At 64.4% G+C, this 25447-nt stretch carries 28 protein-coding genes; 15 read left to right on the top strand and 13 right to left on the bottom strand.

Annotated features, from left to right (window positions below):
- Nucleotides 1–18: 18 nt before the first annotated feature.
- The gene (locus tag F8237_RS36915; RefSeq protein WP_151646910.1) at nucleotides 19–288 is read right to left on the bottom strand and encodes a hypothetical protein; all 270 of its coding nucleotides are present in this window, start codon (nucleotides 286–288) and stop codon (nucleotides 19–21) included.
- Nucleotides 289–479: 191 nt separating this feature from the next.
- Nucleotides 480–1049 (bottom strand): hypothetical protein, encoded by a 570-nt coding sequence (locus F8237_RS19060; RefSeq protein WP_151646909.1) that lies wholly within the window; start codon nucleotides 1047–1049, stop codon nucleotides 480–482.
- 282 nt (nucleotides 1050–1331) lie between these two features.
- Between F8237_RS19060 and F8237_RS36385 the strand changes: the two genes are divergently transcribed.
- From F8237_RS36385 to F8237_RS19050, 3 genes are all read left to right on the top strand, one after another.
- Nucleotides 1332–1505 carry a hypothetical protein gene (locus tag F8237_RS36385; RefSeq protein ID WP_167527480.1) on the top strand — a complete coding sequence of 58 codons (174 nt, stop codon included), beginning with the start codon at nucleotides 1332–1334 and terminating at the stop codon, nucleotides 1503–1505.
- Nucleotides 1502–1711 carry a hypothetical protein gene (locus F8237_RS19055; RefSeq protein WP_151646907.1) on the top strand — a complete coding sequence of 70 codons (210 nt, stop codon included), beginning with the start codon at nucleotides 1502–1504 and terminating at the stop codon, nucleotides 1709–1711. The genes F8237_RS36385 and F8237_RS19055 overlap by 4 nt, the downstream gene beginning before the upstream one ends.
- 123 nt (nucleotides 1712–1834) lie before the next feature.
- Entirely contained in the window at nucleotides 1835–2347 is a 513-nt protein-coding gene (locus F8237_RS19050) for a PaaI family thioesterase (protein ID WP_151646905.1), read from the top strand.
- Between the two features lie 16 nt (nucleotides 2348–2363).
- On the opposite strand, the gene F8237_RS19045 is transcribed toward F8237_RS19050, so the two are convergent.
- Together F8237_RS19045 and F8237_RS19040 are read right to left on the bottom strand one after the other, a co-directional pair.
- Entirely contained in the window at nucleotides 2364–2648 is a 285-nt protein-coding gene (locus tag F8237_RS19045) for a hypothetical protein (RefSeq protein WP_151646903.1), read from the bottom strand.
- A 121-nt stretch (nucleotides 2649–2769) separates the two neighbouring features.
- Nucleotides 2770–3117: a hypothetical protein gene (locus tag F8237_RS19040; protein WP_151646901.1), complete on the bottom strand. Its 348-nt coding sequence runs from the start codon at nucleotides 3115–3117 to the stop codon at nucleotides 2770–2772.
- Nucleotides 3118–3239: 122 nt separating this feature from the next.
- Between F8237_RS19040 and F8237_RS19035 the strand changes: the two genes are divergently transcribed.
- The 6 genes from F8237_RS19035 to F8237_RS19010 all read left to right on the top strand — a co-directional run bounded on the left by F8237_RS19035 (nucleotide 3240) and on the right by F8237_RS19010 (nucleotide 13202).
- Nucleotides 3240–3560 carry a hypothetical protein gene (locus F8237_RS19035; protein ID WP_151646899.1) on the top strand — a complete coding sequence of 107 codons (321 nt, stop codon included), beginning with the start codon at nucleotides 3240–3242 and terminating at the stop codon, nucleotides 3558–3560.
- A 223-nt stretch (nucleotides 3561–3783) separates the two neighbouring features.
- Complete coding sequence (locus F8237_RS19030) at nucleotides 3784–4509, top strand: outer membrane protein (RefSeq protein WP_151646897.1); 726 nt, start codon at nucleotides 3784–3786, stop codon at nucleotides 4507–4509.
- Between the two features lie 165 nt (nucleotides 4510–4674).
- Entirely contained in the window at nucleotides 4675–6825 is a 2151-nt protein-coding gene (locus tag F8237_RS19025) for a methyl-accepting chemotaxis protein (RefSeq protein ID WP_151646896.1), read from the top strand.
- Between the two features lie 135 nt (nucleotides 6826–6960).
- Nucleotides 6961–8022: an MBL fold metallo-hydrolase gene (locus F8237_RS19020; RefSeq protein WP_151646894.1), complete on the top strand. Its 1062-nt coding sequence runs from the start codon at nucleotides 6961–6963 to the stop codon at nucleotides 8020–8022.
- 230 nt (nucleotides 8023–8252) lie between these two features.
- Nucleotides 8253–9482 carry a 5-aminolevulinate synthase gene (gene hemA / locus F8237_RS19015; protein WP_151646892.1) on the top strand — a complete coding sequence of 410 codons (1230 nt, stop codon included), beginning with the start codon at nucleotides 8253–8255 and terminating at the stop codon, nucleotides 9480–9482.
- A gap of 210 nt (nucleotides 9483–9692) precedes the next feature.
- Nucleotides 9693–13202 (top strand): PAS domain-containing hybrid sensor histidine kinase/response regulator, encoded by a 3510-nt coding sequence (locus tag F8237_RS19010; RefSeq protein ID WP_151646890.1) that lies wholly within the window; start codon nucleotides 9693–9695, stop codon nucleotides 13200–13202.
- A 275-nt stretch (nucleotides 13203–13477) separates the two neighbouring features.
- Here F8237_RS19010 and F8237_RS19005 read toward each other — a convergent pair whose 3' ends face one another.
- Together F8237_RS19005 and F8237_RS19000 are read right to left on the bottom strand one after the other, a co-directional pair.
- On the bottom strand, nucleotides 13478–13783 hold the full coding sequence (locus F8237_RS19005) for a hypothetical protein (RefSeq protein WP_151646888.1): 306 nt from the start codon (nucleotides 13781–13783) through the stop codon (nucleotides 13478–13480).
- 147 nt (nucleotides 13784–13930) lie between these two features.
- On the bottom strand, nucleotides 13931–14602 hold the full coding sequence (locus F8237_RS19000; RefSeq protein WP_151646886.1) for a response regulator: 672 nt from the start codon (nucleotides 14600–14602) through the stop codon (nucleotides 13931–13933).
- Between the two features lie 340 nt (nucleotides 14603–14942).
- Between F8237_RS19000 and F8237_RS18995 the strand changes: the two genes are divergently transcribed.
- Nucleotides 14943–16568 carry an MFS transporter gene (locus tag F8237_RS18995; protein WP_201280135.1) on the top strand — a complete coding sequence of 542 codons (1626 nt, stop codon included), beginning with the start codon at nucleotides 14943–14945 and terminating at the stop codon, nucleotides 16566–16568.
- 77 nt (nucleotides 16569–16645) lie between these two features.
- Here the strand turns inward: F8237_RS18995 and F8237_RS18990 are convergent, their stop codons facing one another.
- The 3 genes from F8237_RS18990 to F8237_RS36380 are packed head-to-tail and all read right to left on the bottom strand — an operon-like array spanning nucleotide 16646 to nucleotide 18128.
- Nucleotides 16646–17119: a secondary thiamine-phosphate synthase enzyme YjbQ gene (locus tag F8237_RS18990; protein WP_151646882.1), complete on the bottom strand. Its 474-nt coding sequence runs from the start codon at nucleotides 17117–17119 to the stop codon at nucleotides 16646–16648.
- Between the two features lie 8 nt (nucleotides 17120–17127).
- A complete protein-coding gene (locus F8237_RS18985) occupies nucleotides 17128–17649 on the bottom strand; it encodes a hypothetical protein (RefSeq protein WP_151646880.1) in 522 nt (173 codons plus the stop codon).
- Nucleotides 17650–17690: 41 nt separating this feature from the next.
- A complete protein-coding gene (locus tag F8237_RS36380; RefSeq protein ID WP_151646878.1) occupies nucleotides 17691–18128 on the bottom strand; it encodes a hypothetical protein in 438 nt (145 codons plus the stop codon).
- Between F8237_RS36380 and F8237_RS18975 the strand changes: the two genes are divergently transcribed.
- The 5 genes from F8237_RS18975 to F8237_RS18955 all read left to right on the top strand — a co-directional run bounded on the left by F8237_RS18975 (nucleotide 18009) and on the right by F8237_RS18955 (nucleotide 20647).
- A complete protein-coding gene (locus tag F8237_RS18975; RefSeq protein WP_151646876.1) occupies nucleotides 18009–18383 on the top strand; it encodes an AtpZ/AtpI family protein in 375 nt (124 codons plus the stop codon). The two genes, F8237_RS36380 and F8237_RS18975, sit on opposite strands and share 120 nt — an antisense overlap.
- A gap of 110 nt (nucleotides 18384–18493) precedes the next feature.
- The gene (locus tag F8237_RS18970) at nucleotides 18494–19243 is read left to right on the top strand and encodes a F0F1 ATP synthase subunit A (RefSeq protein ID WP_041748016.1); all 750 of its coding nucleotides are present in this window, start codon (nucleotides 18494–18496) and stop codon (nucleotides 19241–19243) included.
- Nucleotides 19244–19296: 53 nt separating this feature from the next.
- On the top strand, nucleotides 19297–19527 hold the full coding sequence (locus F8237_RS18965) for a F0F1 ATP synthase subunit C (protein ID WP_007599451.1): 231 nt from the start codon (nucleotides 19297–19299) through the stop codon (nucleotides 19525–19527).
- A 62-nt stretch (nucleotides 19528–19589) separates the two neighbouring features.
- Nucleotides 19590–20156 (top strand): F0F1 ATP synthase subunit B family protein, encoded by a 567-nt coding sequence (locus F8237_RS18960; RefSeq protein ID WP_151646874.1) that lies wholly within the window; start codon nucleotides 19590–19592, stop codon nucleotides 20154–20156.
- Nucleotides 20157–20161: 5 nt separating this feature from the next.
- A complete protein-coding gene (locus F8237_RS18955) occupies nucleotides 20162–20647 on the top strand; it encodes a F0F1 ATP synthase subunit B family protein (RefSeq protein ID WP_151646873.1) in 486 nt (161 codons plus the stop codon).
- Nucleotides 20648–20855: 208 nt separating this feature from the next.
- On the opposite strand, the gene F8237_RS18950 is transcribed toward F8237_RS18955, so the two are convergent.
- From F8237_RS18950 to thrC, 4 genes are all read right to left on the bottom strand, one after another.
- Nucleotides 20856–21509, bottom strand: coding sequence for a hypothetical protein (locus tag F8237_RS18950; RefSeq protein ID WP_151646871.1), 654 nt, complete (start codon nucleotides 21507–21509; stop codon nucleotides 20856–20858).
- Nucleotides 21510–21641: 132 nt separating this feature from the next.
- A complete protein-coding gene (locus F8237_RS18945) occupies nucleotides 21642–22229 on the bottom strand; it encodes a GNAT family N-acetyltransferase (protein ID WP_151646869.1) in 588 nt (195 codons plus the stop codon).
- 41 nt (nucleotides 22230–22270) lie between these two features.
- Nucleotides 22271–23560 carry a M16 family metallopeptidase gene (locus F8237_RS18940; protein WP_151646867.1) on the bottom strand — a complete coding sequence of 430 codons (1290 nt, stop codon included), beginning with the start codon at nucleotides 23558–23560 and terminating at the stop codon, nucleotides 22271–22273.
- The gene (thrC, locus tag F8237_RS18935) at nucleotides 23557–24975 is read right to left on the bottom strand and encodes a threonine synthase (protein ID WP_162006120.1); all 1419 of its coding nucleotides are present in this window, start codon (nucleotides 24973–24975) and stop codon (nucleotides 23557–23559) included. Before thrC ends, F8237_RS18940 begins: the two co-directional genes overlap by 4 nt.
- Nucleotides 24976–25447: the final 472 nt, after the last annotated feature.

The raw sequence follows: 25447 nt of genomic DNA, 5'->3' as shown, positions 1-25447 counted from the left end.
GCAGTCCGGACGCGGTTGCTACCTGGGCGGAGGGTTCGTGTTATTCCAGGTGGGGACCGAGTTGGTGACGCCGACCGACGGCTGAGTAGACGTTCCGATCGACGGCGCCGTGGTCGTCCCGACCCTCTGCCCGGAACTTCCAATCGTGCCCTGCTGTACCGGCGCTCCCGGGGTGCTGTGCGTGCTGGTTTGCGCGCCCGTTGCAGACGTCTGCGCGCTTGCGGCGAACGGTGATGCCGCCAATCCGATGGCGATGAGTGCGGCAATAGAACGTTTCGTTCTCGTCATGGCTGATCCTTTCGAGGCGGTCACTCGCTCGCTGAACGCTCGCGAGTTAGCGCTTTCTGCATCGAGCAATCCGACAACTCCACGCGCGTGAAAATGTGCCGATACACGGTCACGCTCGGGCTCAACAATCCATCACGTTGCCGCGACTCGCGCGCCAACGTGGTGAGATAAGCTGCCGGGAACCGTGCTGCTTAGGCCGCATCTGGCAAGGCTCGCAAATAGACGAAATTCGCCGCGATCGGCTGTCCCAACGAGCTCTTGAGAGAGAGAGCCCCGGCCTTCGCAACGCTGCTGACCCTCGTAGTTACGTCGAATGACCACTCGTAGGGATTCGAGATGCCAAACACGGCTCGGACATTGGGCGGGAATGTAACCTTGACCTTGACGTCGGCGGCATTAGCGCTGGCGTCATAAATGTACCCCCCGTCATAGCTCACGCCCGCGCTATCGCTGCCATAGATGCGGCCGTTGTCGAAAATCAGGACGCCATCGCCAGTCGAAAATTGGCCGCTAAACGTAATTCCGTACATACCATCTCGCATTGTCGGTCCTTTCTCTTTCAAGCGGTTAAGTTCGATTTGCCGCAAGCTCGGCGGCAATAATTGGAACAAGCGCAAATACGCATCGACTGGACCAGGCACGGCCCGCTCGCCTGCAAGCCAAAGGGTCACTGCCCTAGGTGTCACTCCCAACAGACGAGAGAAATCAGTCTGGCTGAGTTTGATTTCACCAAGGACCGATTTGAGTTCATGATTCTGCATGCGACATTGTTCACATATAGATAGAACGTTGTAAAACGGTTTATGAGAACGATGTTCTGGTTATTGGTAATATAACACCTCAAGCTTTTCGCGTGGGGAAGCTGATCGTCCCTCACACCGCTCCCCTGCGGCCTCGCATCGCTCCACCTTCAGCAGCACGTCACACGTTTTTTATTCCTTGTGACCGCGTGCACAGCTAAAAAAACAGACCCCGTCACCCCACCTCCGCATGGAATGATTTCCGTCATTTGATGATGGATCTATCGATCTATTGGAGCCGACATGGGCCAGGTTATTCAGTTTGTATCGAAGTCCGAACGCGAGCGTATTCGCCTCATCCAGGAGGCACGCGCGATCTATGACAGCATCTTTCCGCCGGCTGATCCGGCGGACGTGCGGCAGGACACGGCGACAATCGGCCGCGCCGCCGGCGGCGATGTGGGAAATCTGGCGTGATCAAGATCGTCGCGGTGCTGTGCAGTCTTTCCTCGCCAGCGAATTGTCACGAGCAGATCGTCACCACGTCGGACTTCGCCAGCGTTTCGATACAATCCTGCCTGATGGGCGCGCCGCAGCTCGCCGAGTGGATGAACCAGCATCCGGCCGAGCGCCTGGCCGGATGGCGCTGCGTGGTCGGTCAACAGACCGGCAGGGGCGCCTGAGCCTGGAGATCGTTCGACGGAAGCAGCGCGCGATCCGGCGGGTCGCGCCGAGAGCAGCCTTTTGACTCCGCCACGCCCCTCATAATATGATCTTTATCATCTTATTGAGAATTTGGGGTGGCGATGGCTGACGACACATCCGGCAAGCAGGCGACCGAATATGGCGTCGTACCGATCGAGGTGATGGCGGCGATGCCGGGGCTCGACTTCGTCCGCGCGATCTTCGCGCGGCAATTGCCGGAGCCGCCGATCATGCAGACCGTCGACCCGTTCGACTGCACGGCCGAACCCGGCGTGGTCACGATTCACAGCGTGCCGGGCCTGCGTCATTACAATCCGATCGGATCGGTGCACGGCGGCTATGCCGCGATCCTGCTGGATTCCGCGATGGGGCTTGCGGTGCAGACCACGCTGCCGGCGGGCACCGGCTACACGACGCTGGAATTCAAGATCTCGTTCGTGCGCGGCATGAGCGAGGCCAGCGGCACGATCCGCACCGAGGGCCGCGTGCTGAACGCCGGCCGCCGCGTCGCCACCGCCGAAGCGCGCATCACCGATACGAAGGGCCGGCTGCTCGCGCATGCGACGACGACCTGCCTCGTGTTCGGGATCGAGAAGGGCGGCGCGGAAGGCTGACGCGCGGCGCGATCGCTCATCGCGGATTGGTGTTGCTCCAGGTCGGGACGGAATTGGTCACGCCCACCGACGGCCAATTGTACGTTCCGATCGATGGCGCCGTAACGGTGCCGACCGCCTGTCCGGACGATCCGTAGGACGCCCTCGGCTGCGCCGCCAGCGATCCGGCTCCGCCATAGGCCGGGGCCACCGTATGCGTGCCGTAATAACGGCCAGACCGGTGCTTCTTCGCTTCGGCCGCGAAGGGAGCAAGCAGTCCGGCAGTGATGAGTACGGCAATTGCGAGTTTGACGCTTGTCATGGCTGCTGATCCCTCCGTCGCCAGGGCCCCTCGTGCCAAGTGTTCATCCTTCGGCAGATTTCCATAGGCACGCGTTCATAACTCCGTGCGCGCGCGAATGCGCCGAAACAACGGCACGGGATCACCGTCGTCGTGGCCGGCACGCATGACGGCCATGGCGCTCCTTCACGGATGCAACCGAATGCATCAATTCCTTGAAGGCGGCGACCGCCTTGTCATCGCCGAGGGCGCTGTCGCCGAGCGCTTCCAGACGCTCGATGACCACCAGCAGCGCATCTCCGATCTGGCCGATCTGCTTGCCATAGCTGCCGACATCCGACAGCAGATCCTTCTCGACCTCAGGCGCCGAGGATTGCCCGACCGTGATGTTGATCAGACCGAACTGGCCGCCGGTAGGACTGAAGAACGACGTGATCGGGTTGATGGACTGCACGACGTCCCCCGACAAAGGCAGCTTGAACACGGGCATGGGATATCCCCTCGCTGACGCTGAACCGGCAGCGGAAGACTAGCACGGTCGTGGCCGCCTTCGGATGGACCCGAATCAGCGCTAGTGCATTGCCTTCAGCGACTTCCCTGGACGCACACCGCATGACCGGCCCCGAACTGAAGCAACTTCGCAACGACCTCTCCGACGCTCTCGCGCGCAAGCTTACTGCGGCCGACATGGCCAGACTGTGCGGGTTGCCCGAGAGGGGCGGCGCGGACACCATCCGGCGCTGGGAGGTCAGCGGTCCGACGCCCTCCGCGACCAAGGTGCTGCGCGTGCTCGCGATGGCGAGCGAGCGCTATCCGATCATGGAGAAGTTCGACGTCTTCGATCGCCACGACGTGCGCGAGGAAGACCGGCCGGCGAGGCGCGCGGCTTTCCGCGAGCAGATGCGCGACGAGGCGCGGCGGCGTCTTGGTTAACGCAAGACGCGCGCAAGTTACCTGAAGCGTGCGAGGTTAAGCCTTCCTTCACCACTTCTTAAGCTGACGTTAAGCACAAAAATCATTTACAGCCCAATAAGTTAGGTTGGCTGCCGCTGTGCCATGCATGTGACAGCATTTTCGTCAAAAGCAAGCTATCTGCAAAACCAACGACGGCGCGGACAGCGCGCCTGCCGGGGACATGAGTGTTGGAGCTTGGACGATGAAGAAGATTCTGTTTGCGACCGTTGCGCTGCTCGTGGTGGGCGCCGCTGCGCCGGCGATCGGTGCCGATCTCGGTAACCGCAACTACTACAAGGCGCCCGCGCCGGCCTATGCCGCGCCGATCTACAACTGGACCGGCTTCTACCTCGGTGCGCATCTCGGCGGTGCGTTCTCCAGCGACAACAATTTCAACGGCCTCTCCACCGGCAACAACGGCAACGGCCGTTTCCTCGGCGGCGTGCAGGTCGGTGCGGATTGGCAGTTCAACCCGAATTTCGTGGTCGGCGTCGAAGGCCAGTATTCCTGGCTCTCCGGCAGCGTCGGCGCGGTGTTCCCGGGCGGCGTCGCCTACACCAACGACCAGCGTGGCCTCGGCTCGATCACCGGCCGCGTCGGCTATACCTGGGGTCCGGGCCTGCTCTACGTGAAGGGCGGCTACGCCTATTCCGACAACAACGAGAAGGTGACCGTCGGCGGCGTGCCGACCGCCTTCGTCATCACCGGCGATCACCGCAACGGCTACACCGTCGGCGCCGGCGTCGAATACATGTTCGCCCCGAACTGGTCGGCCAAGGCCGAGTACCAGTACTATAATTTCGGCGACGCGCACTTCACCGGAGGCCCGCTGGCGGGCACCGGCAACTTCACCACCGACGACCACACCATCAAGGCGGGCGTCAACTACCGCTTCAACTGGGCCAACTCGGCGGTCGCACGCTACTGATCGCGCCTGACGAAAATCTCTTGCATCATCAAGGGCCGGCAATTCTGCCGGCCCTTTCTTTTTTCGCTGTGCGGAACAGATACAACCGATTGTGCAACTTGCGATTTTTTAACCCGAGCTGAGGATACTCCACCGCGAAAATATAAAGACAAGTGGGGGAATTCGATGGCGATCCGTCTGGGCCGTGTTCTTGGCCGTCTCAAGCCTCGTTTCAAAATGCCAAGGTGGGGCGTGCGCGGCAGCCTGTTCGCCGCCTTCGCCTTGATCGCGGGCATGGGCCTCGTGATCGCAGCCGGCGCCGGCTTCGTGTTTAATCATCTCGGCGCGACCATGATGGATCTGAGCGGCCGCGACATCCCGCGCCTCTCCGCCAGCCTCCAGCTCGCTTCGCAGAGCGCAACGCTCGCGGCCCAGGGCCCGGGCCTGCTGGCATCGCCCTCCGACGAGGCGCTGAACGAGCGCACCAAGAGCGTGAAGGACATCCAGCAGCTCGCCATGGCCAAGCTCGGCGAGATCGTCGAGCTCGGCGCCGACAAGCAGACCGCGACCGCGCTGCAAGACACCGCCAAGAGCATCGACGAGGCGACCCAGAGCCTGGTCTCGGCGGCCCGCGAACGGCTCGACACCGGCGCACTGCACGACAAGCAATACGAAGCGCTGCGCAAGGCCCAGCTCGCCTTCGTCGGCGCGGCGGGTCCGGCGATGCTGGACGCCCAGACGCGCCTCAACGCGATCCTCGGCGCGGCGGAAGTCTCCGCTGACGATGCCACCGAAGCCGCTCGCACCGTCGCCCAGATCTCGACGGTCTCCGCCAATGGCAATCTGATGGCCGCCGACATGATGGCCGCGCTCTCGGCCAACAACAGCGACACGCTGGAAGTGATCGAGAAGGAATTCAAGGCGACGCGCGACCGCGTCAAGTCGAACCTCGAGGACCTGCCCAAGGTGGCCTCGATGCAGGCGATGCGTGACGCCGTGCAGAAGCTGTTCGCCTTCGGCGAAGGCAAGACCGGCGTGTTCAAGATCCGCCAGAAGGAGCTCGACTCCATCGACTACGGCCAGACCATCCTGGACGAGACCCGCAAGCTCAATGTCGGCCTCGGCATCAGCGTGCAGCAGCTCGTCGACGGCGTGCAGAAAGAGACCAACGCGTCGACCTTCCAGGCACGCCAGGAAATCTCGCTCGCCACCACCGCGATGCTGGCGCTGGGCGCCTTGATGCTGGTCGGCTCGGCGCTGTTCGTCTGGCTCTATGTCGGCCGCAACATCCTGCGCCGGATCGGCGCGCTGCATCAATCCATGCAGCTGCTCGCGAACGGCGACCTCGAGACCGAGACCTACCGCTCCAGGAATCACAACGACGAAATCTCGGTGATGGCGAACACGCTGCAGGTGTTCCGCGAGAGCATGATCGAGGCCCGCGCGATGTCCAGCGAGCAGGACAAGGACCGCGCGGCCAAGGCCGAGCGTGCCGCGCGCATGGAAGCCAGGATCGCAGAGTTCGAGAGCACGGTGCGCAACGCGCTCGACAATCTCGCGCAGTCGGCCAATTCGATGCAATCGACCGCGCAGGCCATGTCGAACACCGCGGACCAGTCCAACGCGTTGGTGAACGCGGTCGCTTCCGCCGCGGAGGAGACCTCGGTCAACGTGCAGACGGTGTCGGCCGGCACCGAGCAATTGTCGTCCTCGATCGCCGAGATCAGCCGCCAGGTGGTCACCTCGGCCGGGATCGCCAAGAAGGCGGTCGACGAGGCCGGCGCGACCGACGCCACGGTGCAGAGCCTTGCCGACGGCGCGAGCCGCATCAGCGTCGTCGTCGACCTGATCCAGACCATCGCCTCGCAGACCAATCTGCTCGCACTCAACGCCACCATCGAGGCGGCGCGCGCGGGCGAGGCCGGCCGCGGTTTCGCGGTGGTCGCGTCCGAGGTGAAGAGCCTCGCGAGCCAGACCGCGAAGGCGACGGAAGAGATCCGCACCCAGATCGCCAGCATGCAGTCGGTCACGACGTCGGCGGTCGGCGCCATCCAGGGCATCGGCCGGATCATCGGCGAGATCAACGATGTCACCACGACGATCGCGGCCGCGGTCGAGGAACAGGGCGCGGCCACCCGCGAGATCGCCCGCAACATCCAGCATGCCGCCGGCGGCACCAGCGAGGTTTCGAGCAACATCGTGGGCGTCTCCACGGCATCCGCCGAGGCGGGCGCTGCCGCGGGCGAGGTGCTGGGCGCCTCCGACGCACTCCGCCGCGAAGCCGACCTGCTGCGCGGGGAGATCGATGCGTTCCTCAACAACATGCGGGCGGCGTAAGACGCCGTCCCGTAGCCCGGACGGAGCGGAGCGCAATCCGGGCTACGGAAAACGGCTGGAATGTCCGCTATGCGAGGGCATACCAACGTCCTTTTTCGGCTGGCGCGCCGCGCGCGGTGGGTTTAAGCCGATAGCATGAACGCGAAAACCGACACCGCGCAGTCCTCGGCCGAGGCCCTGCGTTACCCCTGGGAACAGCATCCCGGCCCCGAAGAGGTCGTCGAGATCAGACCCGGCGTGTTGTGGGCGCGGCTGAAACTGCCGTTCCGCCTCAACCACGTGAACATCTACCTGCTCGCCGACGGCGACGGCTACGCGATGATCGACGCCGGCTTCGGCAACGAGGAGACCATCGAGGCCTGGACCAGGCTGTTCGAGGGGCCGCTGAAGGGCGTCAACATCACGCGCCTGATCGTCACGCACTCGCACCCCGATCATGTCGGCCTCGCAGGCTGGATCGTCGACCGCTTCAACTGCCCGCTGGTGATGTCGCAGGTCGAATATCTGCAATCGGTCTATCATCAGAACCGCGGCACCGAAGAGCGGCGCGAGGCGCAGCGGCTGTTCTTCCGCCGCCATGGCATGGACGAGTCGCTCACCGAAAAGCTGCTCGGCCGCGGTCAGGATTATCTCAAGCGCGTCTCGGTGCTGCCGCCGTCCTACCGCCGCATCTCGCACGGCAACGAGGTCGTGATCGGCACGCGCCGCTTCAAGGTGATCACCGGAGGCGGCCACGCGCTCGACCAGGTGATGCTGTATTGCGCCGACGACAAGCTGTTCCTCTCCGCCGATCAGGTGCTCAGCAAGATCTCGCCGAATGTCAGCGTGTGGGCGGTCGAGCCCGACCAGAACTCGCTCGGCGAATATTTGGCCTCGCTCGCAAGCCTCACCACCACCCTGCCCTATGATCTGCTGGTGTTGCCCGGCCACGGCGTGCCGTTCTACGGGCTGAAGACCCGCATCAAGCAGCTCGCCGATCATCACGAGGAGCGCTGCAGCCTGATCGCGGAAGCCTGCCGTGAAGTCCCGCAGACTTCACGCGCGCTCGTGCCCGTCGTGTTCAACAAGCATGTGCTGGACGAACACCAGATGGGTTTTGCCGCCGGCGAGCTCGTCGCCCATGTCAATTACATGATCGTCGAGGGCCGCCTGACGGCGGAGACCAAGGACGGCGTGCTGCAGTTCAGGACGACTTGAGCCCTGTCCTCCCTCTCCCCGTAGGAACGCGGAGAGGGGGACGGGCATATGGTGCAGAGCAACATTGCATCTCGCGCGAACTTGATCGGGATCAAGTTTCAAATCGCACGATAGGGCATTTTGCCCAAATGCCCCTCACGGCCAAATGTGGGATAGCGCATAGACATTGGAGCTGGAAAAGCTCTAAAAAGATGCGGCCCCTTGGTCCGGTTCCGTTGCAGGTTTTGCCGATGGATTACGCCCAGTTCTTCAATTCCGCCCTCGATCGTCTCCATTCCGAACGGCGCTATCGCGTGTTCGCCGACCTCGAACGTATCGCCGGCCGGTTTCCGCATGCGCTCTGGCATTCGCCCAAGGGCAAGCGCGACGTCGTGATCTGGTGCTCGAACGATTACCTCGGCATGGGCCAGCACCCGAAGGTGGTCGGCGCCATGGTCGAGACCGCGACGCGCGTCGGCACCGGCGCAGGCGGCACCCGCAACATCGCCGGCACGCATCATCCGCTGGTGCAGCTCGAAGCCGAGCTGGCCGATCTCCACGGCAAGGAAGCCGCGCTGCTGTTCACCTCGGGCTATGTCTCGAACCAGACCGGCATCGCGACCATCGCAAAGCTCATTCCGAACTGCCTGATCGTGTCGGACGAGCTCAACCACAATTCGATGATCGAAGGCATCCGCCAGTCCGGCTGCGAGCGCGTCGTGTTCCGCCACAACGACCTCGCCGATCTCGAGGAGAAGCTGAAAGCTGCCGGTCCGAACCGGCCGAAGCTGATCGCCTGCGAGAGCCTCTATTCCATGGACGGCGACGTCGCCCCGCTCGCGAAGATCTGCGATCTCGCCGAGAAGTACAACGCGATGACCTATGTCGACGAAGTTCATGCCGTCGGCATGTACGGTCCGCGCGGCGGCGGCATCGCCGAGCGTGACGGCGTCATGCATCGCATCGACATTCTCGAAGGCACGCTGGCAAAGGCGTTCGGCTGCCTCGGCGGCTACATCGCCGCCAACGGCCAGATCATCGACGCCGTGCGCTCCTATGCGCCGGGCTTCATCTTCACCACCGCGCTGCCGCCGGCGATCTGCTCGGCCGCGACCGCCGCGATCAAGCATCTGAAGACCTCGAACTGGGAGCGCGAGCGCCACCAGGACCGCGCCGCCCGCGTCAAGGCGATCCTCAATGCCGCCGGCCTGCCGGTGATGTCGAGCGACACCCACATCGTGCCGCTGTTCATCGGCGATGCCGAGAAGTGCAAGCAGGCCTCCGACCTGCTGCTCGAAGAGCACGGCATCTACATCCAGCCGATCAACTATCCGACCGTCGCCAAGGGCACCGAACGACTGCGCATCACGCCCTCGCCCTATCACGACGACGGCCTGATCGATCAGCTCGCCGAAGCCCTGCTGCAAGTGTGGGACCGCCTCGGCCTGCCGCTCCGCGAGAAGTCGCTGGCGGCGGAGTAGGCTCGCTTCTACCCTGCCCTTGAGGGGGAGGGTAGGAGCAGGCAGCTCATCCCACGGCTTAACGACAACCCCAGTTCCCCGCTCCGCGCTGCATTTCGCTGTCGCTTGCCTGCGCCCAACGCGCTAGATTTGCAGGGAAAATGAGAGCGGGCGCGGTTGCGCCTTGGCAAAGATCGGGCGCTGCCGCGCCTTGGGAGAAGCACGCTCGCCATGCTGCACGACTGGGGCGTGATCGCCGCCGCCTTCGGCTATATCGGCTTCCTGTTCCTGGTGGCGAGCCATGGCGACCGCCGCTCGCCGGCCGGGCGCGGCCGTGCGTCCGGGCTGATCTATCCGCTGTCGCTGGCGATCTACTGCACCTCCTGGACCTTCTTCGGCTCGGTCGGCTTCGCCACTCGCACCTCGACCGACTTCCTGGCGATCTATGTCGGCCCGATCCTGATGATTGGCCTGGGCGCCGGCGTGCTCCGCCGCGTGATCCAGCTCGCCAAGGCCCACAACATCACCTCGATCGCCGACTTCATCGGCGCGCGCTACGGCAAGAGCCAGGCGGTGGCGGCGACCGTGGCGCTGATCGCGATCATCGGCTCGGTGCCCTACATCGCGCTCCAGCTCAAGGCGGTCGCGTCCTCGCTCGAAACCATCCTGAGCGAGGACCAGGCCTTCTCCCACATCCCCATCGTCGGCGACGTGGCGCTGATGGTGACGCTGGCGATGGCAGCCTTCGCCGTGCTGTTCGGCACCCGGCAGACCGACGCCACCGAGCACCAGCACGGCCTGATGCTGGCGGTCGCGACCGAATCCATCATCAAGCTGGTCGCCTTCCTCACCGCCGGCATCTTCGTCACCTTCTGGATGTTCTCGCCGCACGAGCTGATCGAGCGCGCGATGAAGACGCCGGAAGCGGTGCGCGCCATCAACTATTCGCCGTCGATCGGCAACTTCCTCACGATGACGCTGCTGTCGCTGTGCGCGATCATGCTGCTGCCGCGCCAGTTCCACGTCAGTGTCGTCGAGAATTCCAGCGATGCCGAGGTCGGCCGCGCGCGCTGGCTGTTTCCGCTCTATCTCGTTGCCATCAACCTGTTCGTGATCCCGATCGCGATCGCCGGTCTCGTCAGCTTCCCCTTTGGCGCGGCGGATCCCGACATGTACGTTCTGGCGCTGCCGATGGAAGGCGGCGCGGATCTGCTCAGCGTCGCCGTGTTCGTCGGCGGCCTGTCGGCGGCGACCGCCATGGTGATCGTCGAATGCGTCGCGCTCTCCATCATGGTCTCGAACGATCTCGTGGTGCCGCTGGTGCTGCAGCGGCGGCCGGAGGGACGCACCGGCGGCGCCGATTTCAGCGACTTCCTGCTGCGCTCGCGACGGCTTGCGATCTTCGCCATCATGGTGATGGCCTATTTCTACTACCGCGCGCTCGGCAACACCCAGCTTGCCGCGATCGGCCTGCTCTCCTTTGCCGCCATCGCGCAGCTTGCACCGAGCTTCTTCGGCGGGCTGCTGTGGCGGCGGGCGACTGCGCGCGGCGCCATCGGGGGCATGCTGGTCGGCTTCGCGGTGTGGCTCTACACGCTGTTTATCCCGAGTTTCATGGATACCTCGACGTCGGGCATCCTGCTGCTCCAGCACGGCCCGTTCGGGATCGAGGCACTGCGGCCGCAGGCGCTGTTCGGCGCCGATCTACCGCCGCTGATGCACGGCGTGATCTGGTCGCTGTCGCTCAACGTCCTCACCTATGTCTTGTTGTCGCTGGCGCGCCGGCCGTCGTCGATCGAGCTGGTGCAGGCCGATCTGTTCGTGCCCAACACGCTCGCGCCGATCTCGCCGAGCTTCCGGCGCTGGCGCACCACCGTGACGGTGCAGGACATCCAGACCACGGTCGCGCAATATCTCGGGCCCGACCGCGCGCGGCATTCGTTCGAGGCCTTCTCGGCGCGACGCAACGTACGGCTCGAGCCCGGGGCACCCGCCGATTTCGAGCTGCTGCAGCACGCAGAGCACCTGATCGCTTCCTCGATCGGGGCCGCGTCCTCGCGCCTCGTGATGTCGCTGCTGCTGCGCAAGCGAACGGTCTCGGCGAAAGCCGCGCTGAAACTGCTCGACGATTCCCATGCGGCACTGCACTTCAACCGCGAGATCCTCCAGACCGCGCTCAACCACGTCCGGCAGGGCATCGCGGTGTTCGACGCCGATCTGCAGCTGATCTGCTCCAACCGGCAGTTCGGCGATCTCCTCAACGTGCCCCCGCATTTCATTCAGTTCGGCACGCCCTTGCGCGAGATCCTGGAATTCATGGGCGTGACCGATTCGGACGATCCGGCCGGGCGCGAGGCGATGATCGAACGGCGGCTCGCCGCCTACACCACCGAGGGCGAGCCCTATCTCGAACGCCTGCCGGAACGCCACATGGTGATCGAGGTGCTCACCAACCGCATGCCCGGCAGCGGCTTCGTCATCACCTTCACCGACGTCACCCCCACCTTCGAGGCGGCGGAAGCGCTGGAGCGCGCCAATGCGACGCTGGAAAAGCGCGTGCGCGACCGCACCGAGGAGCTGACGCGACTGAACTCCGAGCTCGCATTGGCCAAGAGCGCCGCGGAAGACGCCAGCATCTCCAAGACGCGCTTCCTCGCCGCCGCCAGCCACGACATTCTCCAGCCGCTGAACGCGGCGCGGCTCTACGTCACGAGCCTGGTCGAGCGCCAGCACAGCGGCGAGGAGACGCGGCTGGTCGAGAACATCGACGAATCGCTGCAGGCGATCGAGGAGATCCTCGGCGCGCTGCTCGACATCTCCCGGCTCGACGCCGGCGCGATGACGACCTCGATCTCGAGCTTCAAGATGGCCGATCTGATGCGCTCGCTGGAGATCGAGTTCGCGCCGATCGCGCGCGCCAAGAATCTGGAGCTCGCTTTCGTGCCCTGCTCGCTCCCGGTCGAGTCCGATCGCCTGCTGCTGCGGCGCCTGCTCCAGAACCTGATCTCCAACGCGATCAAATACACCCCGCGCGGCCGCGTGCTGGTCGGCTGCCGCCGCCAGGGTCCCTCGCTCAAGATCTGCGTCTACGACACCGGCGTCGGCATCCCCCTGGTCAAGCGCGGCGAGATCTTCAAGGAATTCCACCGCCTGGAGCAGGGCGCGCGGATCGCGCGCGGGCTCGGGCTCGGGCTGTCGATCGTCGAGCGGCTGGCGCACGTGCTCAACCACGGCATCGCCATCGACTCCAACGCAGGCGGCGGCTCGGTCTTCTCGGTGACGGTGCCGACGGCAAAGGCAATCACCCACACCGCCGCGGTGACCAGCGCGACGCCGCTGGCGCGCACGCCGATCTCGGGCGCCCTGATCGTCTGCATCGAGAACGACGCCGCGATCCTCGACGGCATGCGCACGCTGATGAAAGCCTGGGACGCCGAGGTGATCGCGGTCACGGATCCCGAAGGCGCGATCGCGGCCATGGAGGCCGCCGGCCGCCGCGTCACGGGCCTGCTCGTCGACTACCATCTCGACCGCGGCAACGGCATCGCCGCGATCCGCGACATCCGCCGCCGCTTCGGCGACACCATCCCCGCGATCCTGATCACCGCCGATCGCAGCCCCGCCGTCCAGGTCGCCGCGCGCGATGAGAGGATCGCGGTACTCAACAAGCCGGTGAAGCCGGCCTCGCTGCGGGCGCTGCTCGGCCAGTGGCGCACCCAGCAGATGGTGGCGGCGGAATAGTCGCGCTTCCACCATCGTCATTGCGAGCGCAGCGAACTGTTTCTCCGCGGAAAGATTCTGGATTGCTTCGCTGCGCTCGCAATGACGGCGCGTGAGGCGGCGAACTGTTTCTCCAATCACCGCTGTCATTCCCGCGAAAGCGGGAATCCAGTACGCCGCGGCGCATCGGCTCACTCACAGACGGCTCTGGGATACTGGATCGTCCGCCTGCGCGGACGATGACACCGAGGTAGGCTTGTCGGTTCGAAAGCGATGGAAATTGAGCGCGTGGACTTCTACTTTTCCGGCAGAGACGATCGACGCAAACGTAAAAGCGACCAGATCGCACACGACAAAACAATCCACCAAAAACCAAGGAGGCAGAGACCAAACCAAAGATGATGCGCGCCTTGGCTAATCGAGCCCAGAAAGCAACTTACGCCTGCCGGTGGGCATAGCACGTTTGAAAAACGAACCAGCCAGATCGCTGGCGTCCAAACAATCAAGAAAAAGGGCTGCATCACTTCGTGACTAAGAACACCTGCAGCTATCACGCCTAAGGCGCCGAGCAACCCGACCAGCACGTGCAAAATCAGTCGCATTGGTGTTCGCGAACCTCGGTCTTGGCTTACAGACGATAGCAAGAACGAGACCATGCCGCTATGGGTTAAGACCGGACGCTCCGAGCGCGCGGAACAATTCCGCCTTCACCTCGCTAGCGGCCGTCCGCGAGTCAATGACCAAATGCCCTACCCCGTCGGCGTGCCCTGCTTCCATTGCCCGCCGGCGATCTTCGCCGCGGCGATCACCGCCTGCGTGCGGCTCTCGACACCGAGCTTTTGCAGGATCGCCGAGACATGCGCCTTGATGGTCGCCTCGGAGACGCCGAGCTCGTAGGCGATCTGCTTGTTGAGCAGCCCTTCCGACAGCATCATCAGGACCCGCACCTGCTGCGGCGTCAGCGTGACCAGACGGTCGCGCAGGCGGGTCATGTCGGGATCGGCAGGAGCGGTCAGGTCGATGTCGGCGGGAACCCAGACGTCGCCGTCCATGACCTTGAGAATGGCGTCGCGCAGCGTCTCGACGCCGTATCGCTTGGGAATGAAGCCGGAGGCGCCGAAGTCGAGCGAGCGGCGGATCGTGGCGCCGTCGTCGGAAGCAGAGACGATCACCACCGGGATCGCAGGATATTGCGCGCGCAGATAGATCAGGCCGGAAAAGCCGGAAATGCCGGGCATCGAGAGGTCGAGCAGGATCAGATCGACGTCGGATGTCTGTTCCAGCAGCTTGGTCAGATCCTCGAACGATCCGGCCTCGTCGATCCTGGCCGAGGTCAGGACGCCCGCCACCGCCTGCCGCAACGCGTCACGGAACAGGGGATGATCATCGGCAATGACGAGATGGGTCGAAGGAGCGTTCATCGTTCTCTTGCTGTGGTTCGCTACCAGCCGGCGAGTCGCTGCCGCGGCGGGTCAATTCTTCCCTGACCGGCCGTGGCATGCAAGTACACATTATCCCTTTGCAGCAAAGGGGTTAACCCAGCCTTACGGATCAGCACCGGCGCCCAATACCGCACGTTCAGGTGCGCGTCAGTGCGCAAGGCCGAAAGTCGTATTGGGGCGGGTTTCACGCCGATGTTACTTTGCGGTCAAGACCCAGGTTGATCCGGCATGCCCGGACATCTGGGGCGCGAGGAAACGATTTTTCGGGGAGCGACTCAACATGTCGACAATCGCTGTGTCTCAAGCAGGCGCGGGAGGGATGACGAAGGACGAACGGTTCGTCATTCTCGCCTCCTCGCTCGGTACCGTCTTCGAGTGGTACGACTTCTATCTCTACGGTTCACTGGCCGGCATCATCGGCGCGCAGTTCTTCTCGGCCTATCCGCCGGCAACCCGCGACATCTTCGCGCTGCTGGCCTTCGCCGCGGGCTTCCTGGTGCGTCCGTTCGGCGCCATCGTGTTCGGACGCGTCGGCGACATCGTCGGCCGCAAATATACCTTCCTCGTCACCATCCTGATCATGGGCCTGTCGACCTTCATCGTCGGGCTGCTGCCCAACGCGGCGACCATCGGCATCGCGGCCCCGATCATCCTGATCGCGCTGCGCCTCGCCCAGGGCCTGGCACTCGGCGGTGAATATGGCGGTGCGGCGACCTATGTCGCGGAGCACGCGCCGGACGGCAAGCGCGGCTATTACACCTCGTTCATTCAGACGACCGCCACGCTCGGCCTGTTCCTGTCGCTGCTGGTAATCCTGTTCACCCGTTCCGCCCTCGGCGAAACCGAGTTCGCGGCCTGGGGCTGGCGCATTCCGTTCCTGGTCTCGGTGCTGCTGCTCGGTGTCTCGGTCTGGATCCGGCTGCGACTGAACGAATCCCCGGTCTTCCAGAAGATGAAGGACGAAGGGAAGAGCTCGAAGGCGCCGCTGACGGAAGCCTTCGGCAACTGGCAGAACGGCAAGCTCGTGCTGCTCGCGCTGCTCGGCGGCGTGATGGGCCAGGGCGTGGTCTGGTACACCGGCCAGTTCTACGCGCTGTTCTTCCTGCAATCGATCCTGAAGGTCGACGGCTATACCGCCAACCTCCTGATCGCCTGGTCGCTGCTGCTCGGCACCGGCTTCTTCATCGTGTTCGGCGTGCTCTCCGACAAGATCGGCCGCAAGCCGATCATCCTCGGCGGCTGCCTGATCGCGGCGCTGACCTTCTTCCCGATCTTCAAGATGATCACCACCAACGCCAACCCGGCGCTGGAAAAGGCGATCGAGTCGGTCAAGGTCGAGGTGGTGGCGGATCCCGCAGGTTGCGGCGACCTATTCAACCCGGTCGGCACCCGCGTCTTCACCGCGCCTTGCGACACCGCGCGTGCCTACCTCGCCCAGTCGTCGGTCAAGTACACGACCTCGCCAGGCGCAGCGGGCTCGGGCGTCAAGGTCATGGTCAACGGCAAGGATGTCGCCTACGCCAACGCCAAGGACGGCAACCCGGCAGTGCTCGCCGCGGTGCAGGCGGCCGGCTATCCAAAGGCCGGCGACGCCGGCATCGTGAAGATGGCGCATCCGTTCGACATCTTCCGTCCGCAGGTGGCCGCGGTTGTCGGACTCTTGTTCGTCCTGGTGCTGTTCGTCACCATGGTGTACGGCCCGATCGCCGCGATGCTGGTCGAACTGTTCCCGACCCGCATCCGCTACACCTCGATGTCGCTGCCCTACCACATCGGCAACGGCTGGTTCGGCGGCCTGCTGCCGGCGACCGCCTTCGCCATCGTGGCCTCGACCGGCGATATCTATGCAGGTCTCTGGTATCCGGTCATCTTCGCGTCCATCACGGTCGTGATCGGCCTGTTCTTCCTGCCCGAGACCAAGGACGTCGACATCAAGGCGACCTGATCGGCAGCAACGATCGACAACACGAACCGGCCGCGGTCTCCGCGGCCGGTTTTGCTTTGCGGGTTAGTGGTGCTGCCTTAGTGGATGCTGCCGATGAACTGCAGCACCACCTCGCGGCGGTGCGGGCGCATGCGGTGCTCGATCAGATAGATCGCCTGCCAGGTGCCGAGCGCGAGCTTGCCGTTCAGCACCGGGACCTGAAGCGAGGTTTGAGTCAGCATGGTCTTGACGTGGGCCGGCATGTCATCCGGTCCTTCGGTGTCGTGCGTCCAGCCGGCATTCTCGGGCGCAAGCCGTGACAGCGCCGTGGTGAGGTCGACGAGCACCGACGGATCGGCGTTCTCCTGGATCGTCAGCGAAGCCGAGGTGTGACGGATGAACAGCGTCAGCGCGCCCTCGCGAGCGTAGACGTCCTTGATGAACTGCGCGGCTTCCGCGGTGAGATCGGTGAAGCCGCGGCCGGGTGTCGAAACCGTCAGCAGAGACGAAGCGATGGTGGTGGCTTGCACCGACGAAGGCGCCGAGCGGGTCAGATGTTTTTCGGGTCTCATTCAAGCTCTCAAATCTTCCCCGACACGTCCTTCTGCACGCGGTTGGCCATGTCGATCAGCCGGCGCCAGGCCTTTTCCAGGAAGGACATCACGCGATCGACGTCCTGATCGCTCGGCAGCGGAATCTCGATTCTGCGCTCGCCCTCGGCGACCTTCGGCTCCGCCTTCTTCAGCGGGTCGGATTTCGGCATCGCCTCGTCGACCTTCCCCGACACGGTCGGCCCCGCCGCAAGCTGCCCCTTCAGCTTCTCGACCTCGGTCTGAAGCCGGCCGATCTCGGCGTCGAGCGCGGTCCGTTCGTCGGGCACGGCATAGCAGGCCCAGCCGGCGCCATTCCTGGTGCAGGTCGACACCGTTCCGGTGCGGGTGTCGAGCCGCAGCACGCCTTCGGGAATGGGCGTCATGCTGTAGCGGCCGTTTTCGCTGTCGGGCGCCGATTGCGCGGCCACGAGACCGCCGCTGGTTGTCATCAACGCGGCAAGCGCGGCCGCCGCAAGCCATGATGCTGTGGATGATGTCGCAGGTCTCATCGCGCTCTCCGCCACGACGCGCAGGTGGCACGCCCGCACTTCTACACCCCGGCGCGGCCATCCGCCGCCAAAAACGCGCCTGTGAAATCAACGATCGCGGCAGCCTGTTTGATCCAGACAGCGCGGCGAAATCGCGGCCGCCTTCGCCGATCATGTGCAGAGCTGCTGCAGTGCGGCGTCACGCTGTGTGCAGTGCTGCCGCACACGCCAATATCGTCAAGAAAATCAGATACATAATAGAAGGCGACGCAATCGTGACTTGGCTTGACTTGATTATGGGCCATCAGTATGGTCCGCGCGGCTTTTGAGGGTGGCGGGCGTAATTTCCATTCAGCCGCGGCGTTTCGGGTCTTCGTTGCATGACACAGGGCACGGGACACGGCGGGAATGGAGATCGCGATAGATCGTCCGAGGAAGCTGCGCTTTCCGAACGGCTCGGAAGTCTTGATCAGCGGTTGTCCGAACTTCGCGACCGCCACATCAAGACCGAGCAACCCGCAGGTGACGATGGAGACAGAGCGGCCAGAGCCTCGGCGATGGCGCTTGGTTTCCGGTTATCCTCCGAGTTGGTCGCCGGGGTTGCTGTCGGAGCGGGGATTGGCTGGGGTTTCGACCGCTTGCTGTCGACGTCGCCTTTCGGGTTTATCGTGTTCCTGCTGCTTGGCTTCGTGGCCGGCGTGGTGAATGTGGTGAGAACGGCGGGCGCGGGTCAAAACAGGCGCGGTGGTTCTTAGGCGATCCGCACAGGAGAGGAATGATCGTACCGGCCTCGCTGGTACGGGCCGGCCCGGCCGGAAGACCGAGACCCGCCGGCATTGCCCGGCAGACAAGAGATGCCGCGCTGATGAAAATCGACCCGATCCACCAGTTCAACATCGAGCCTCTCTTCACCCTGGGCCATATCGGCAATCAAACGATCGCCTTTACCAATTCATCGCTCTACATGCTGATCGCCGTGGCGATCATCTCGCTACTGATGCTGGCGAGCGGCTCACAGCTGGTTCCCGGGCGCCTCCAGTCGGTCGCCGAAATCTCCTACGAGTTCGTGGCCTCGACCATCCGTTCGACCGCCGGCTCGGAAGGCATGAAGTTCTTCCCGCTGATCTTCTCGCTGTTCATGTTCATCTGCGTCTCGAACCTGATCGGCATCATTCCCTACACCTTCACGATCTCGAGCCATCTGATCGTGACGGCGGCCTTGGCGCTGCTGGTCTTCTTCACGGTCCTGATCTACGGCGTTGCCAAGAACGGCGTGAAATTCTTCTCGATCTTCGTGCCTCACGGTGTCCCCGGCTACATCCTGCCGCTGGTGATGTTCATCGAGATCCTGTCGTTCTTCCTGCGGCCGGTCTCCCACAGCGTCCGTCTTTTCGCCAACATGCTGGCCGGCCACATCGCGCTGAAGGTGTTCGCGGGCTTCGTCGCCATGCTCGGCTTCTCGCTCGGCGCACTCGGCTGGGTCGGCGGCGTGCTGCCGCTGGCGCTCACGGTCGCGCTGTACGCCCTCGAGATTCTGGTCGCGTTCCTGCAAGCCTATGTGTTTGCGATCCTGACCTGCATCTACCTCAACGACGCCATTCATCCGGGACACTGAGCGGTCCGGGGAATTTCCACCCACAACCCAATCTTTCTTCCAAGGAGTCTAAAATGGATCCGGCAGCAGCAAAACTTATCGGCGCGGGCATCGCATGCATCGGCATGGGCGGCGCAGGCGTCGGCGTCGGCGTGATCTTCGGCAACTACCTCGCCGCAGCCGTTCGCAACCCCTCGGCCGCTCAGGGCCAGTTCGGCAACCTGATCTTCGGCTTCGCCGTGACCGAAGCGCTCGGCATTTTCTCGCTGCTGATCGCGCTGCTGCTGCTGTTCGTTCCGCTCTGAGGACGACGTTCTTCGCGCCGCTTCGACCGAAGCGGCGCGCCTGACAGCAACAGGAGTACTCCATGGCTGAGAGTCATGGCGGGGCGAAGGGTCCAGCGGCGGGCGCCCATACCGAGGCTGACGGTGGTCACCACGGTGGCGGCTTTCCGCCGTTCGAGAGCAGCACCTATGCTTCGCAGCTGGTGTCGCTCGCGATCTTCTTCGTCGTGCTTTACGTGGTCGTGTCCAAGCTCGCTCTGCCGAAAGTCGGCGGTGCGATCGAGGCGCGTCAGAACAAGATCGAGGGCGACCTCGCCGAAGCGCAGAAGCTGAAGGATCAGTCCGAGGCGGCGCTGAAGGCCTATGAAAGCGAGCTCGCCGCGGCGCGCACGCGTGCGCAGGCGATCGGCAATGAATCCCGCGACAAGGCGAATGCGCAGGCGGACGCCGAGCGCAAGACGCTGGAAGAACAGCTGGCGGCCAAGCTCGCCGGGGCGGAAAAGACCATCGCCTCGACCCGCGCCAGCGCCATGAGCAACGTCCGCGCGATCGCGGCCGATTCGGCAAGCCAGATCGTGCAGCAGCTCACGGGCGTCGTTCCGGATGCAGCGTCGGTCAATGCCGCCGTTGATGCGTCCTTGAAGGGTTAGTCGATATGTTCTTCGATCCTGAAACCTGGGTCGCCATTGCCTTCGTGATCCTGATGGTCCTGTTCGGCTATCTCGGGGTCTTCAAGAAAGCGATGACTGCGCTCGACCATCGCGCCGACCGCATCAAAGCCGAACTGGACGACGCGACGCGCCTGAAGCAGGAAGCCGCCAAGGTGCTCGCCGACTACAAGGCGCGCACCGCGTCGGCCGAACGTGAAGCTGCCGACATCATCGCCAACGCCAGGTCCGAAGCCGAGCGCATCGCGACCGAAGCCAAGGCGAAGATGGAAGACTTCGTCGCCCGGCGCACCAAGACCGCGGAGAGCAAGATCGCGCTCGCCGAGGCCCAGGCGCTGGCCGATGTCCGCGCCGCAGCCGCGGATGCCGCCATCCAGGCCGCCTCCACGATCCTCTCGCAGTCGGTCAAGGGCCAGGTCGCCGACGATCTGCTCGCCAAGGGCATTACCGAGGTTCGGCAGAAGCTGAACTGAGGGCATAAGCCGCACCAATCAAAAAGCCGGCGCGATGAGCGCCGGCTTTTTTGTTGGGCTGGATGTTAGCCACACATCCGGTGTCATCGCCCGGCCTGACCGGGCGATCCAGCACTCCGAGACGGTTTTGATGAATCGAGGAGCTGCGGCGTACTGGATTGCCCGCTTTCGCGGGCAATGACAGCTGAGATTGTCGCGCGGCCTCGCCCTACTTCTTCTTCGGCCGCGCCTTCGGCTCGGGCGCGAGCGCCTGCGGGTCGAAGCCGACATAGAAGATGTAGGAATCGGCGACCGCGGCCGAAGGTACCGGATAGGCCAGATCCTCGGCGACGAAGGTGAAGGGCACGCTGCCGCCTTCCGCCATCCCGACCGTGGTCCGGTAGGCCTTCGAGGCGATCACCTTCTCGCCGACGCCGCCCTGCACCACGGCGATGCGCAAGGGCACATCGACCGTAGCTGGCGCACCGGCGGGACCGGCGATGACGCGGCCCTGGATGCCGATCCGGGCGGTGATATCGCCGCCGCTGCGGAAGCATTCACGCGCCATCTTGGTGATGGTGGCCTGGAAGCGGATCTCATTGCCGACGGCCGGCTTGCCCGTGGCTCCGACCGCATAGGTGGAGGCTCCGGCGCGTACCGTGACCTGCGGGCAATCGACGTCGTCATCGGCCGGCTGGCCGGGCGCTGGTGCCGGCTTGGGCTGGGCCGGCTCGTCGGACTTGCCGCCAAACAGGCCCTTGAAGCGGTCGGTCAGCGACTGCGCCGAGGCCGACGAGACAGCCGCAAGCGACACCGAGAGCGCCAATGCGATCACCGGGCCCTGCCGCAGCACATGCCGCAATGATCCAAGCTGCTTCACCATCAACGCCTGTACTCCATGACAATCTTCCGGCCATCGCAGGCCGGCCAGCGGTTTATATCGCCAAAATCGGCGAACCCAAGGCAAGTAAAATAAGGCAGCCCCCGGGAGACGTTGGCCCGATGGATAGCGGGCTCAGCCGCGGAAATCCTCGTGCAGCAGGCCGAACAACAGATGGTCCTGCCAGACCCCGTTGATGCACAGATAGCGGCGCGCCAGCCCCTCGCGGGTGAAACCGCACTTCTCCAGCACCCGGATCGACGGCGCATTGGTGGGGATGCAGGCGGCCTCGACCCGGTGCAGATTGAGCTCGCCGAACAGTGTCGGCAGCAGCACCCGGAGCGCCGCCGTCATGTAGCCGCGATGGGCATTGGGCTTGCCGACCCAGTAGCCGATGGTGCCGGCCTGGACGATGCCGCGCCGGACATTGGCCAGCGTGATGCCGCCGACCATGGCGCCGTCGAGCTCGCGGAAGATCAGGAAGGGATAGGAGCGGTCCGCGGCGATGTCCTCGGAATAGCGGCGCAGACGGCGGCGGAAGCCGGACCGGGTGAGGTCGTCCGACGGCCAGATCGGCTCCCAGGGCGTCAAATAATCGCGGCTGGACTCGCGCAGATGCGCCCATTGCAGGAAGTCCGACATCTGCGGGGCGCGCAGCAAAAGTCCGTTACCGCGCGGCGCGAGGGCGGCGGGTCCACTGGATGGCAGGCGAAACAGGGCCATGGTGATGCTTCCCGGGGCAGATCAGCCCGACTGCGCGGCTCCTAATGCAGCCGCGCCTTGGCACGTGCCCGCGTCAATCCTTCCGCAAAAGACACCGCCGTGTCCAGACCCCTGCCGCTGCCTAATGCGACAACCGCAGGCCGGCTCCGCGAAAGCAGTGCACGCGCGGCGTCCCGGGTCGATTCGACGCTGACTGCGTCGATCCGGGCCACCAGCTCCTCCACTGTCTGCGGCCGGCCGTAGGCCAGCACATGGCGGGCGAGCTGTTCGGCGCGGGACGAGCAGCTCTCCAGCGCCATCAGGAGGCCCGCCTTCATCTGCGCCTTGGCCCGCGCGATCTCGGCCTCGGTCAGCGTCTCAACCGAATCGTTCATGATGTCGACCACGACCTCCATCATCTCCGGCGCGTCGGCGGGATCGGTACCGGTGTAGAGGCCGAAAAAGCCGGTGTCGCTGTAGGGCGCGTGGAAGCTGTAGATCGAGTAGCAGAGGCCGCGCTTCTCGCGGACCTCCTGGAACAACCGCGACGACATCCCGCCGCCGAGGATGTTGGTGAAGACCTGGAGCGAGAACAGCGACAGATCGCTCTGCGGCACGCCTTCCAGCGCCAGCGTCAGATGCGCCTGCTCGAGCTCGCGATGCACCACCTTGGCGCCGCCCTTGCCGAACATCGCGGATTGCGGCTTGGGACCCGCCGTGCCCTCGAAGCTCGCAAAGCGCTTCTCGACCTCGGCGACCACTTGCTTGTGATCGACGGCGCCGGCCGCGGCGACCACCATGTCGGGCCCGCGGTAATGCGTCGAGAGATAGCCGCGCAGCATGTCGCGGTTGAAGGCGCGCAAGGTCTTGGCCGTGCCAAGCAGCGAGCGGCCCATCGGCTGGTCGGGATAGCAGAGCTCGTTGAGGTGCTCGAACACGACGTCATCGGGCGTGTCCTGCGCGGCACCGATCTCCTGCACGATGACGTTCTTCTCGCGCTCCAGCTCGTCCGGCTCGAAGGCCGGATTGGCCAGGATGTCGGCGAGCACGTCGAGCGCGAGCGGCACGTCGGCCTTCAGCACCCGCGCATAATAGGACGTGGTCTCGGTCGAGGTGCCTGCATTGAGATCGCCGCCGACCGCCTCGATCTCCTCGACGATCTCGCGCGAGGTGCGCTTGGTCGTGCCCTTGAACGCCATGTGCTCGAGCAGATGCGAGATGCCGTGCTCGTTCGGCTTCTCGTCGCGCCCGCCGACGCCGGCCCAGACGCCGAGCGCCGCGGTCTCGAGATGGGGCATTTTGTCAGTGACGACGGTCAGGCCGGACGCAAGCTTGGAGATCTCGACGCTCATCCGGCAACTCCCTGTTTCGCGGCGCGGCTGACCGACAGCACGAACCGCTCGACCTCGCCCTGCTCGTTCTTCATCACCTTCATGTGTTCGGATTTGGTCATGAGACCGTCGAGCCAGACCGGCAGTTGCGGCCGCTGGCCGCAGGCCGCCTCGACCGCATCGGGGAATTTGGCCGGATGGGCCGTGGAGAGCACGATGCTGGGGACCGTCGTGTCGGTGGTGTCGCGGTCGGCGACCGCAAGTGCGACCGCGGTGTGGGGATCGACCAGTTCACCCGCCTCGCGCCAGGCTGCGCGGATCGCAGCGGCAGTCTCGGTCTCGTCGGCGCGTCCCGCGTCGAACTCCTCGCGGATCGCAGCCAGCGTCGCGTCGGGCAGCACGAACCGCCCGGACTGCTTCAGCTGTTCCATCAAGCGGCGCACGCCGGCGGCGTCGCGCCGGCCGGCTTCGAACATCAGCCGCTCGAAATTCGAGGAGATCTGGATGTCCATCGACGGCGACGCGGTCGCGTGCACCTCGCGCACCTCGTAGATCCCGGTCTTGAGCGTACGCGCCAGGATGTCGTTGACGTTGGCGGCGATGCGCAGGGTGCGGATCGGAAGACCCATGCGCTTGGCGACATAGCCTGCGAAAATGTCGCCGAAATTGCCGGTCGGCACGACGAAATCCACCGCGCGCGCCGGCGCACCGACGGCAACGGCCGATGTGAAGTAGTAGACGACCTGCGCGACGATGCGTGCCCAGTTGATGGAATTGACGCCGGACAGCGAGGTCGCATCGCGGAAGCGATGGTTGTTGAACATCCCCTTCACGAGCGCCTGGCAGTCGTCGAAATTGCCTTCGATCGCGAGCGCATGGACGTTGGCCGCGCCCGCCGAGGTCATCATCCGGCGCTGCACCTCGGAGATGCGGCCGTGCGGAAACAGCACGACGAGATCCACGTTCTCGAGGCCCGCAAAGGCGTCGACCGCGGCGCCGCCGGTGTCACCGGAGGTCGCGACCACGATCGTGGTGCGCTGGCCGCGCTTGGCGAGCACGTGGTCCATCAGCCGCGAGATCAGCTGCATCGCCACGTCCTTGAAGGCGAGCGTCGGACCGTGAAACAGCTCCAGCACGAACTGGTGCGGCGACATCTGGCGCAGCGGCACCACCGCAGGGTGGCGGAAGGTGGCATAGGCCTCGTTGGCCATGCGGCCGAGTTCGGCGTCCGAAATCTCGCCGCCGGCGAAGGGGCGGATCACGTCGACGGCGACTTCCCAATAGGGGCGGCCGAAGAAGCCGGCGATGGTCTCCGCCGGGAGCTGCGGCCAGGTGGCCGGCACATACAGGCCGCCGTCGCGGGCAAGCCCGGTCAGCATGACGTCGCAGAAGCCGAGTTCGGGGGCCTCGCCCCGGGTCGAGATATAACGAGTCAAACTGCCCTCCAAAGGCCGGCCGAGCCTGAGCCCAACTCATAAGCCTTTGATTTTACGAAATTACTTGTTAACAGCCAGAGGCTTTGCGCCACCATAAAGTGTTTTGCGGCATCGGGAAACCGCTTCCCGCCTGCACCTGTCTCCAACGAAAAAGGGCTGCGGTGATGCCGCAGCCCCTCTCTTGGAAGGTCTGTCGTTGATTTGTGCAGACCAGTTTGCCTTGTGCGGGTCACGGCCCCGCGAAAACAGTTCGCATCAGCTTTCGTCGCCTGTCACGACATCGTCAAGGGCGAAAACGACGGGCGCAAGAAAATGTTCCTATTTTTCCCGACGCGCTATTGTCCACCGATGCGCGTAGTGGCGGTTCAATAGCCCCGCTATTGCTTCTTTTTCCCGAATCGCGGGCTGGTTCCGGAACGAATATCACCTCCGCCCATTGTGTCCGCGGATGGTGTCGGCGGTGTCCATGCAT

The sequence above is a fragment of the Bradyrhizobium betae genome (genome assembly GCF_008932115.1).
Lineage (GTDB): Bacteria > Pseudomonadota > Alphaproteobacteria > Rhizobiales > Xanthobacteraceae > Bradyrhizobium > Bradyrhizobium betae.
The sequence above is the reverse complement of the archived record's forward strand: the minus strand, read 5'-3'. Positions and strand labels throughout refer to the sequence as shown.